The organism is Vibrio ouci (genome assembly GCF_004551525.1).
In the GTDB taxonomy this organism is placed as follows: domain Bacteria; phylum Pseudomonadota; class Gammaproteobacteria; order Enterobacterales; family Vibrionaceae; genus Vibrio; species Vibrio ouci.
In genome coordinates, this window is record NZ_SATR01000106.1 from 1 (window position 1) to 3,292 (window position 3,292).

A 3,292-nucleotide genomic window follows, 5' to 3' on the forward strand; every position below is an offset into this window, starting at 1 on the left:
AATACTCGTCTTAACTTCACTTTCTAATTTTTCATACGTAGCCAACTCAGTGATAAATCTCAATATGGTTTCCGTATCTTCTACATGAGCTTCTCTAATTTCTATTTTATTCACCTTTCCTCCTTGAGTTTACTATTCGCATAACGCCGCATTAAGGTGCGAACAACGCTAAACACCTAACCTAAACCATTGCACCTTAAACACTAAAGCCAAGTTTAAACTCAAATCGCCAAGCGTTGTGAGTCACTCTTAAATGCTTTGTTAGCTTAACTTTTTATGATGTAGTCAATGGATACCAAACTATGTAATGGGTCGCTTTTGTATAGGTTACTTTTTTACCCTCAGACTCATACTTACCTGAGAGCTTAACTTCACCGTTATTATTATCTTTAACGGCATCACTAGAAACAACATTATATGTGTTTGTTACTTCATATTTAGAAACTAGATTTTCGCCAGCCTTTAAAGTCTTCTGTTCTTTTTGATTTTCTACCGCTTCAGATACCATTTTTCGGTGTTCGTTTAGCAACTGATAGATGTCAATTCGCTTATCTAAATCAACAAAAACTGTGTTATTTGTGTCATGTATAACCGTGACCCTTTCACCTTTAAAAATGACTTCCATAACCAAGACTATTGGCAGTTCATTTCGTTCACCTGAAGTAATAGAAGCAGCTAAAGAGTCGATTGAACCATAAACTTGATGAGCCAAATTTGCTGCATCAAAAAATGAATCCGTTTTATTGAAAGCATCCATTCTATAAGATGCTGAGCTCATATAAACTACTAGTTCTTCGTTTCGATTGTCAGTGGATAAAAAACATAGATTTTCTACTTCCCTATCTTTACAACTAACTCTAGACTTCAGCTCGTTGTTGATCTCCATCTCACTAATTGCTTGTGCTGAAAATGAAAATACAACGAAAAAACACAAAGTAAGGGATTTCCAAATCTTCAATTTTCTCACTCCTGTTGTATGACTAATTCTGTAAGCTAACGCCAAATTAAGTAGTGAGCAACGCCACCACCTAAGCTAAACCATTGTGCCGCAAACACTTACGCCGATTAAAACCGAAAATGCCAAGCGTTGCGAATCTGCTTAAATTTATTGTTAGATTTGTACTTTTCAGTTGCGCCCTATCTAAAATCCACACCATTAAGTGCCACTGTGAGAAATAGTAGAAGAGCCCCTAAACTAATTGGTAGAAGTGCAATAAGCCACAATGCGAAGCTACTTAACTTTACTAGAAACGTCTTTGCCCTTTCAGAACAAGTGGCTTTTCGAAACTGATAAGCAGCAGTCAATGAGCCAATACACCACAATATGATTAGCGCTATGATTTGAAAATCACTTCCTCTAGAAAACGCATATTCCACAGCTATAAATAGCATAACATGCATCAACAGAGTAGCGATTAAAGTTGATTTGATTCTACTCATGTTCCCCGAAAAATCTAACGCCCAATTAAGTTGTGAGCAACGCTTCCACCGCACTGAAACACTTCACCGTAATCACTAAACCAATTGAAACCGAAAGCGCCGAGCGTTGAGAATCAGCTTGAATTGTTTGTTATGTTTCTTGCAGCTGAGGCGCTATTTGAGCTAGTAATTTGCAAGTGTAATCAATTGCTTTACGAGCGACTTGTTGTGAAACAAACTCAGCTTCATGCACAGCATTATTTCTCGGTTCAACTAACAATTCTCGATAACGGTATTCTTGCTGCAATAAGTTTAAGTGGAGTTGGGAATCAGCCAAGTTAAAGCGTCCGCCAAGGGTTTTGTTACTTGGATGACTTAGACGCAAACCAATCTCTTCATCCGATAGACCACGCGTAGAAAGCTCAAGCGAAATTAACTCGGTTAACGCATTTTCAATTGCTGCACCACACTCGATTACAGTCTTACGATAATCTTTCTGCAAAAATGCACGATTAGCTTCTAAGTAGAGCTTATAAGTTAACTTTAATGGCGCTCCAGATGAAGCTAAAGAACATGCTTCGAGGAACTGTGCATGTGTGATATTTTTTTGCCAATTATCAAGGCAGATAGTAATTAGCTTGTTTTCAGAAATCCCTTGTTTCTTTCCATTTTCATCCCATTGAAAAAGATGAAAATTATCGCCATATGAATTCAATGTCTGTTCAATACGAACGTTTTGATTAGACATCACTTCTAAGTAATCAAGTAATAAATTCAACCATGATACAAATGCTTCATAAATCAGCTTACCATCTACTTCAGCATCATTAGCGTGAAACTGAAGTAATATTTTATGTACACTGGAATGACCACAAGGATAGCGATTAGGCCTGCCCCAGAATATAGGTTCTGCGCCTTGCTTCCAACCAATAGCAGGCTCAGGCGAGGTTAGGAGTTTCCAAAGTGGGTCTGATTCATCCTCCGCCCAATTAGGTAAATGAGGCATATAAATCACACCGTTGACCCCACCGAGTTTGATTGGGTATGACTTTCCAAGTGCCGTTCTATCAACACTAATCGAGTGCTTTAACTCAAAAATACTATATAAGTTCGCCATAATTACTCTCTGAAACTAGTGTACCCCACGAAAAGTGGACACAACATAACTACACACTTTCGAACTCAGCTGGACTCACATAGCCCAACGCTGAGTGCTTTCTATTTCGATTGTAATAGATCTCAATATATTCGAAGATCCCCATTCGAGCTTCTTCTATATCTTGGTAGTCTTCTGCATATATCAGCTCGACTTTCAGTCGACTGTAGAAGGACTCCATCACGGCATTGTCCCAACAATTGCCTTTGCGGCTCATGCTCGGCACGCCACCATGCTTACGCATGAAGTCCTGATAATCATGTGCTCTATATTGTACACCACGGTCTGAGTGGACTATGACGCCCTTAGGCGGCTTACGTGACTTAAACGCCATTTTCAGTGCATTCGTAATCAGTTGAACCGTCATCGTTGTATCTAGTGACCAACCAACAATACGCCTTGAATGCAGATCTAGTACCGTAGCTAGGTAGAGCCAACGGCTCTTCATCCAGATGTAAGTAATGTCAGTCACCCATTTCTGATTAGGGCACTCTGCTTCGAAGTCTCTTCGTAACAAGTTATCCGCCACATTGGTCATCGCTGCCACATCCTTAGTGTATTTGAACCCCATACCATTGCGTGCTTTGATACCCTTTTCTTTCATAATATCAGCAATATAGTTGACGCAGCAGGCATAGCCTGCTTCATTCAGCTCATCGGTGATTCGAACTGAACCATAGCGAGCACGATGCTTCGCAAAGGTACACATCACTAACT

3 protein-coding genes are annotated in these 3,292 nt (G+C 39.6%); all 3 read right to left on the reverse strand.

Features of this window, described 5'->3' with window-relative positions; all coding sequences use genetic code 11:
• Nucleotides 1-274 precede the first annotated feature (274 nt).
• Nucleotides 275-958, reverse strand: coding sequence for a hypothetical protein (locus ELS82_RS23765; RefSeq protein WP_130195035.1), 684 nt, complete (start codon nt 956-958; stop codon nt 275-277).
• 612 nt (nt 959-1,570) lie between these two features.
• Nucleotides 1,571-2,536, reverse strand: a complete 966-nt coding sequence (locus ELS82_RS23770; protein WP_134837622.1) for a hypothetical protein — start codon at nt 2,534-2,536, stop codon at nt 1,571-1,573.
• Nucleotides 2,537-2,585: 49 nt separating this feature from the next.
• The coding region (locus ELS82_RS23775) for an IS3 family transposase (protein WP_134837623.1) at nt 2,586-3,292 on the reverse strand (707 nt) is incomplete at its 5' end.

What these genes read in the sequence shown, in the direction of transcription:
- ELS82_RS23770 (WP_134837622.1), bottom strand. Translation starts at nt 2,536, where the DNA reads ATGGCGAACTTATATAGTATTTTTGAGTTAAAGCACTCGATTAGTGTT.